Source organism: Bacillota bacterium (assembly GCA_040754675.1).
In the GTDB taxonomy this organism is placed as follows: domain Bacteria; phylum Bacillota; class Limnochordia; order Limnochordales; family Geochordaceae; genus Geochorda.
Genome location: JBFMCJ010000202.1, coordinates 1 through 7,163, shown reverse-complemented (window position 1 = coordinate 7,163; position 7,163 = coordinate 1). Strand labels below are relative to the sequence as shown.

Annotated in this window: 7 protein-coding genes; 2 read left to right on the top strand and 5 right to left on the bottom strand. The window is 67.5% G+C overall.

The window, feature by feature from the left end; all coding sequences use genetic code 11:
• The 5 genes from AB1609_12375 to AB1609_12355 all read right to left on the bottom strand — a co-directional run.
• The coding region (locus AB1609_12375; protein ID MEW6047260.1) for a phosphate ABC transporter permease PtsA at positions 1-483 on the bottom strand (483 nt) is incomplete at its 3' end.
• A gap of 6 nt (positions 484-489) precedes the next feature.
• The gene (pstC, locus tag AB1609_12370; GenBank protein ID MEW6047259.1) at positions 490-1,434 is read right to left on the bottom strand and encodes a phosphate ABC transporter permease subunit PstC; all 945 of its coding nucleotides are present in this window, start codon (positions 1,432-1,434) and stop codon (positions 490-492) included.
• A gap of 78 nt (positions 1,435-1,512) precedes the next feature.
• On the bottom strand, positions 1,513-2,598 hold the full coding sequence (pstS, locus tag AB1609_12365; GenBank protein MEW6047258.1) for a phosphate ABC transporter substrate-binding protein PstS: 1,086 nt from the start codon (positions 2,596-2,598) through the stop codon (positions 1,513-1,515).
• A gap of 148 nt (positions 2,599-2,746) precedes the next feature.
• Complete coding sequence (locus AB1609_12360) at positions 2,747-3,664, bottom strand: cation diffusion facilitator family transporter (GenBank protein MEW6047257.1); 918 nt, start codon at positions 3,662-3,664, stop codon at positions 2,747-2,749.
• Positions 3,665-3,840: 176 nt separating this feature from the next.
• Positions 3,841-4,623, bottom strand: a complete 783-nt coding sequence (locus AB1609_12355; protein ID MEW6047256.1) for a YggS family pyridoxal phosphate-dependent enzyme — start codon at positions 4,621-4,623, stop codon at positions 3,841-3,843.
• Positions 4,624-4,769: 146 nt separating this feature from the next.
• Between AB1609_12355 and AB1609_12350 the strand changes: the two genes are divergently transcribed.
• Together AB1609_12350 and AB1609_12345 are read left to right on the top strand one after the other, a co-directional pair.
• On the top strand, positions 4,770-5,780 hold the full coding sequence (locus tag AB1609_12350; protein MEW6047255.1) for a LacI family DNA-binding transcriptional regulator: 1,011 nt from the start codon (positions 4,770-4,772) through the stop codon (positions 5,778-5,780).
• Between the two features lie 110 nt (positions 5,781-5,890).
• Positions 5,891-7,138: a maltose ABC transporter substrate-binding protein gene (locus tag AB1609_12345; GenBank protein MEW6047254.1), complete on the top strand. Its 1,248-nt coding sequence runs from the start codon at positions 5,891-5,893 to the stop codon at positions 7,136-7,138.
• The last annotated feature ends 25 nt before the right edge of the window (positions 7,139-7,163 follow it).

Genomic DNA, 7,163 nt, shown 5'->3' with positions numbered 1-7,163 from the left:
GGCGAGCGCAAAGCTGCCGGCCCAGCCCGAGAAGTGCCCCATGGGGCGGACAACGACCGCGTACGCGAAGATGCCCACCACGATGGACGGAACGCCGGTGAGGGCGTCCGTCAGAGCCCTGACCCATTCCGCCAGCCGGGTGTTGCCAAACTCTGACAGGTAGACGCCCGCCATCACACCCACCGGCACCGCCATGAGACCGGCAGCGGTGACCAGCTGAACCGTGCCCACGATGGCGTTGGCCATGCCGCCACCGGGCTCTCCCACCGGGCGAGGAGGCTGCGTCAGGAACTCCCAGTTGATGGCGCCCAGCCCCTGCCGCGCCACCCACAAGAGAATGCTGCCCAGCGGCAGCATGGCGGCGAGCACGGAGAGGGCGGCCAGCACCACCGACAGCCGGTCGCGGATCCGGCGGCCGGCGCTGACGCCCTGCCGCACGCCGAGCGCCTGAGGCTGTGGTAGCGTCCGCTCCCCTGCCATCATCCGCCGCTAGAGCCTCCCCGAAGCTGCCGACACGCCTCTGGCCACCCGCTGCACCAGCGCCCGGGCGGCGAGGTTGAGGGCGAAAGTCAGCAGGAACAGCATCAGCCCGACCTCGACCAGCGCCGACAGGTAAAGATCGGAGTCCGCCTCGGCGAACTCGTTGGCAATCACGCTAGCCATGGTGGACCCGAGCTCGAAAAGCGACGCCGTGATCTGCGGGCGGTTGCCGATGACCATGGTCACCGCCATCGTCTCGCCCAGCGCCCGGCCCAGGCCCAGGACGACGGCGCCGATAATCCCGGCCCGGGCGTATCCCGACGCCGCCATACGGATGGACTCCCACCGGGTCGCCCCCAGGGCCAGGGCCGCTTCGTGCTGCGTGCGGGGCACCGCGGCCAGCACTTCCCGGCTGATGGCGGAGATAGTGGGGGTAATCATAATCGCCAGCACGGCCCCCGCGGCCAGCATGCCGAGCCCGTACGGCGGGCCCGAGAAGAGCGGGACGGCGCCCAGGTACGTGCCCAGCGGGAGTTCGACGTAGTCGCGGATCAGGGGCACCAGCACGAACAGCCCCCAGAGCCCGTAAACGATGCTCGGAATGGCGGCGAGCAGTTCCACCATGAACGAGAGCGGCTGGCGAAGCCACCGGGGCGCGTACTCCGCCAGGAAGATCGCGACGCCGAAGCTCACCGGGACGGCCAGAAGCAGCGCCAGAAGGGAGGTGACCAGGGTTCCGAACAGGAAGGGCAGGCCGCCGAACTGGCTCCGGACCGGATCCCACTCGGTGCTCAGCGCAAACGAGAGGCCGAACGTCCGCAGGGAGGGCCAGGCGTCGATGCCGAGGACGGTGCCCATGGCAGCGACGAGCGCCAGGATGGTGCACGCCGCCGCCTGGGCCAGCCACCGAAAGGCAACGTCGCCGGCCCGCCTCTTACGAAGCGTCTTCGCCACTCTCCAACCCTCTCTGCGCCGCCGGCTGCCAATGCATCTCCCGGCGGGTGGTCTTCCCGGCCTCCGGCCGTCCGTTGCTCATGGCTTCAGCAGCGGCTTTCCCTGATAGGTCACCTGGCGCAACGCCTTCTCCACCCGCTCCACCACGGACGGGGGCAGGGGCGCGTAATGCAGCACCGGGGCGAATTTCTGGCCGTCGTGTACGGCCCACCACAGAAAATCCACCAGCGCCTTACCCTTCACCGCATCGGGCTGCGCCTCCTGGATGAGGATGTAGGTAAACGCCGCAATGGGGTAGGAGTCTTTACCGGGCGCGTCCACGATGAGCGTCCGGAGGTCGTCGGGTACCGTGACGCCGGCAGCCGCCGCGCTGGTGCTCTCCAGGGACGGCAGCACGAACTCACCGTCCCGGTTGCGCAGCGCCGCGTACGCCATCCTGTTCTGGAGCGCATAGGCGAGTTCCACGTAGCCGATCGCTCCCGGTATCTGTCGCACCTGGCCCGCCACGCCGTCATTCTGCGGCGCGCCCACGCCGACGGGCCACGACACGGCCGTTCCGCTGCCAACCCGCTGCGCCCAGTCCTGGCTGACCCTGGAGAGGTAGCTCGTGAAGATGAAGGTCGTCCCGCTGCCGTCGCTGCGGCGCACCACCACGATGGGCCGGTTTGGAAGCGAGACTCCGGGGTTGGCCTCGCGTATGCGGCGGTCGTTCCAGCGCGTAATGCGGCCAAGGAAGATGTCGGCCAGGACGTCTGGGGTCAACCGGAGGGGCCGGGCGAGCCCGGGGAGGTTGTAGGTGACGGCTACGGCGCCCATGACGGTTGGGATGTGGAGGAGCTTCGCGGGCGCCGACCGGAGCTGCTCGTCGGAGAGGTAGGCATCGCTGCCGCCGAAGTCAACCGTCCCCGCCATGAGCTGCCGGATCCCGCCGCCGCTGCCGATGGATTGGTAGTTGATGCGAACCTCGGGATGGAGCTTGTGGTATTCGTCGATCCACTTGCTGTAGACGGGGTACGGGAACGAAGCGCCTGCCCCGGTCAGGCTGACGGTGCGTGACGCCACCGAAGCGGGCACAGCGGCGGCGGCCAGTATGAGCCCGATGCTTGACAAAACCTTGAAAAGCGTTCCAACGGCCAGGCGAGTCCCGGCAGTAGAGACTTTCACCGCCAGGCCTCCTTTCGAGGTTTCTCAGGCTTTCGCTCGTTTTGAGCCCGCGGCCATTGTCGCCCCGTACCGTTACGGACGCGCCGCCACCGGAAAACACGCTGCATCGGAAACGTTAACAATCTGCAACAGAACGGTGAACGGCGGGCTACGCTTTGGGCCGGCGGTCCTGGCCGGAGGCGGCCGGCGCCCCGTGGGAGGTCCTCCGGGCGGGTTCCACATGCACCGTCACGTCCATCAATTCGGGGAGCGCCCCGTGCAGGGCCTGCTCGACGGATTCGGCGATGTTGTGACCGGTGTGCACGCTCAAGGCGGGATCCACCTCGATGACCACATCCGCCAGAACGCGGCTTCCGTGCAGGCGGGCGCGCAGCCGGGAAACGCGCCGTACGCCCGGCGTCTGGCTGGCGGTTTCCATCATCTGGCGCATCACCGAGGGCGCGGGCGCCGTGTCCACCAGTTCCCGGGTAGCCTTCCAGTAAAGGCGGGCCGCCACCCAGACGATCACCGCCGCTACCCCCAGGCCCGCCAGGGGGTCCAGCCACCGCCAGCCCAGCATGGCCCCCAGCACCGCGAGCACGGTGGCAACCGACGTGAGCGCGTCCGAGCGGTGATGCCAGGCGTTGGCGATGAGGGCCGGGCTCTCCAACCGCCGCCCGGCAGCCAGCGTGTACCAGAACATCCACTCCTTGGTCCCAATGGAGATGACGGCGGCGATCGGGGCGATCCAGTCGGGCCGGGTCGGCCGCCAGAATGCCTGGATGGACCGCCAACCGATGATCGCACCCGCCGCCATGAGAAGGATGGTCAGCACCCGCGTGATCTCCGACTCGAGCCGCCGGTGCCCGTACGGGTGGTCGAGGTCGGGCGGCCGGTCGCCGAGGCGCAGCGCCGTCAGGAAGCCCAGGGTGGTGCCGATGTCCGTCAACGACTCGATGCCGTCGGCCACGAGCGCGTAGGAGTTGCCAGCGACGCCTGCGGCGACCTTGACCGCCGATAGCGCCAGATTGACGACGATGGTGACCAACCCGACCCGGAAACCTTCTGCCACGCGCTCGGACGCCAACGAGGCTCGCTCCCTCGAACGATCGCCGCCAACTGCCTTCGGGCGCAGTGTAACCGCCGGGCAACAGCTTAGCCAAGGTGCCGCCACGGCTTTAGACCCGGCCCTCTCACGGCTTTAGGGCCGCCGAACTTCCTTGGGGCCTCCCCTTGCCCGGCGGAGCCTGCCGAGCCTCGGGGTCAAGCGCGAGCTCCGAAAATGGCCGTGCCGATGCGGACGAATGTGGCGCCCTCCTGGATGGCAAGCTCGAAGTCACCCGACATGCCCATGGAGAGGTGGGCAAAATCCGGGCCGGCCAGGCCGTCGTCACGGATGCGAGCGAGGAGCTCCCGCAACAGCCGGAAGGCCCTCCGTATCGCTTCGACGTCGGTGGTGTTGGGGCCGATGGTCATCAAGCCCACGACGCGCAAGCTGGCAAGGCGCGCCGCGCAGCGCACCAGCTCGGCGGCCCCGTCAGGCGCGACGCCGAACTTGGTGGGCTCGCCGGAGGTGTTGACCTCGACCAGGACGTCGAGGCGCTTGCCCAGCCTTTGGAGGTGGCGGTCGAGCTCCTCCGCCAGGGGCAGGCTGTCCAGCGAGTGGAGCATGGCGATGTGCGGCACCACCTGGCGCACCTTGTTGCGCTGAAGGTGACCGATCATGTGCCACTCAACCGCCGCCGGACCCGGCTCGCCGCCGCCTGGCCCCCCGGCCGTGCGGGCGCCCAGTTCCACAGCCTTTAGCACCAGCTCCCGGACGCGGTTTTCCCCGAAGATACGCTGGCCACACTGCAGCGCCTCCCGGATGCGCGCCGCCTCGACTCCCTTGCTTACGGCCACGAGCGTGATGGAGGCCGGGTCCCGGCCGGCCCGGCAGGCAGCCTCGGCGATGCGCCGGTGCACCAGGGCGAGGCGTTGGGCGATGCCTGTCCCTCCCAACCCGAGCCGCTCCGCATCCGGTCGTTGCTGTGCCGTGTTACCCATCTCCGCTGCGGGCTCCTCGAAGCGCGAATGAAGGTATGCCCGTCTCCCCGGGCACGAATTCTCCCCTGTGCGGCGAACTCCTCATCGGTGACGGCTACATCGCTGTAGTTGCTGTCACAACAACGTCTGGTTGGGATGGAGGACAGGTGGCGCGGCTCGCAGACGTGGCGAGGAGGGCGGGGGTTTCACTCACCACGGCCTCGCATGCCCTCATCGGGTACCCCGATATCTCAGAGAAGACCCGTCAGCGGGTCCTGCAGGTCGCAAGGGAGCTCGACTATGAGGTCGACTCGCTGGCACGGGGGCTTGCCCGGCGCAAGAGCGGGCTGGTGGGCGTGCTGATCTTCGGTGAAGGCATTGCCCACCCGTTCTTTCAGCGGGTGGCCACTCGCGCCATCGAGGAGATTGAGGCGCGGGACCTCAACGCCGTCGTCTCTACCGTTGACCCCAAACGGTTCGAGACCGCCCCCATCTTCCGCAAGATGGTGCGCTACCGGCTCGAGGGGTTGGTGGTAATGGGCATCTGCGAGCGGCATCCGGCCGTCGAGCGCATCATCTCCCGACGGATTCCGACGGTCTTCGTGGATGCGGCGCTGGCCGGCCCGGCGTTCACCAGCGTGCGTACCGACAACCGCCGCGGTGGGTATCTTGCCGGGCGCTACCTGCTGGATCTCGGGCACCGGCGGTTACTGTTCGTCAACGATCTCTCGGAGGCAACCATCTTTCGCGACCGGCGACAGGGGCTGGAGGACGCTTTTCGCGAGCGAGGGCTGGAGTTCAGCCCGGCCCTGGAGGTGAGGGCCAGCACCCAGGTGGAGGACGGCCACCGGGTCGCCCGTCACTGGCTGGCCCTTGCCCCGCGTCCCACGGCCATCCTGGCAGTGGATCGGGTCGCGCTAGGCGTTATCCAGTACCTGGCTACCCTGGGCATGGACGTGCCGGAGGGCGTCTCCGTGATGGGGTACGACGACATCGACATGGCGGCGATGAGCCGGCCCCCTCTGACCACCATTCGCCAGGATGCGTGCGAAATTGCACGGCAGGCGGTGCAACTGCTGGATGAACTCCTTAAGGACCCCGGCGAAACGCCCCCACCCCGCCTCGTGACACCCAGCCTGGTGGTTCGAGCCTCGGTCGGCCAGGCGAAGGCCGGGTGAGACGCGACGAGGCGTGACCGGGTAGCAGCGACTGCGGGCTAGCAACGGTCCCGAGGAGCCGTCATGCCCGAAGCGACCGGAAATGATCGGAAAGGAGAGCGGTTGTCACAATGTCCAGGTTGTGGTTTCGCCTTGCCGTCGGGGTGTTAGTGGCGCTCGTGAGTCTGGCGTCGCCGGTGCTGGCCGGAGCCTCCAGGCTGGTGGTTTGGACTCAGTTCGGCGAAACGACCGCGGAATACAAGGCATTCCGCCAGCTCGCAGACGAGTTCACGAACCAGACCGGGACCGCGGTAGAGCTGGTGCCGGTTCCGTGGGACGACTTCATCAAAAAGATCGGGCTAGCTTTCCCCGCAGGCCAGGGTGGGGACCTCATCGTCACCTGGCCGCACGACTGGATCGGCCAGTGGGCCAAGCAGGGGCTCTTGATGCCGCTTCCCGACGACGTACTCGGGAATGAAAGGAGCCAGTATCCGGCCTCGAGCCTGCAGGCTGTCACGTACGACGGTAAGCTGTACGGACTGCCGGTCACGGTGGAATCCGTGGCCCTGGTTTACAACAAGAAGCTGGTGCCCGAGCCGCCGGCCACCTGGGCCGAGCTGGTCGCCATGGCCAGGAGGCTCAACAAGGGGGACCAGTACGGCTTTCTGATGCCCCTCTTGGAGCAATACCATACGTACGGCATCGTGCGGGGGTTCGGCGGCTACGTCTTCAAGTGGACGGGCTCTGGGTACGACTACGAGGACATCGGGCTCAACAACGAAGGCGCCGTCCAGGCGTTCAGCTTCTTGAGGAACCTCTACCTGACGGAGAGGATCTTCCCGCCGGCCGTCATCGACCGGAGCACGCAGCACGCAGTCACCACGGGCAAATTCGAAGAGGGCAAGGTCGGCATGCAGATCAACGGCCCGTGGGTGATCCCCGGCGCCCGTAAGGCCGGTATCGACGTGGGCGTGGCCCTTCTACCCCTGCTGCCCAACGGCAAGCGCATGGTACCGTTCACAGGCGTACAGTTCGTGGGCATCAATGCTTATACCCCCAACAAAGAGGCGGCACTGACCCTCGCGAAGATGTACGCGAGCCGGCACGGCCAAGAGGTGCTCTTCCTGGCCACCGGCCGCGTCCCGGTACGGCGAGACGTACTGCAGCTTGATTCCGTGAAGAAGGACCCCTTCGTCGCCGTGTGGGCCAAGCAGGCCGAACTCGGCGAGCCCATGCCCAATATCCCCGAGATGCAGGCCGTCTGGAAGCCGTGGGGCGACGCCATGGACGTCATCGTGCCCGGCAAGGGTGACGTCAAGCCGATGATGGACAAAGCGGTGAGCCAGATCCGTCAGGGCATCGAACGCATGCGACGCTGATTTCTCATCCCCCCAACCCCGGTGG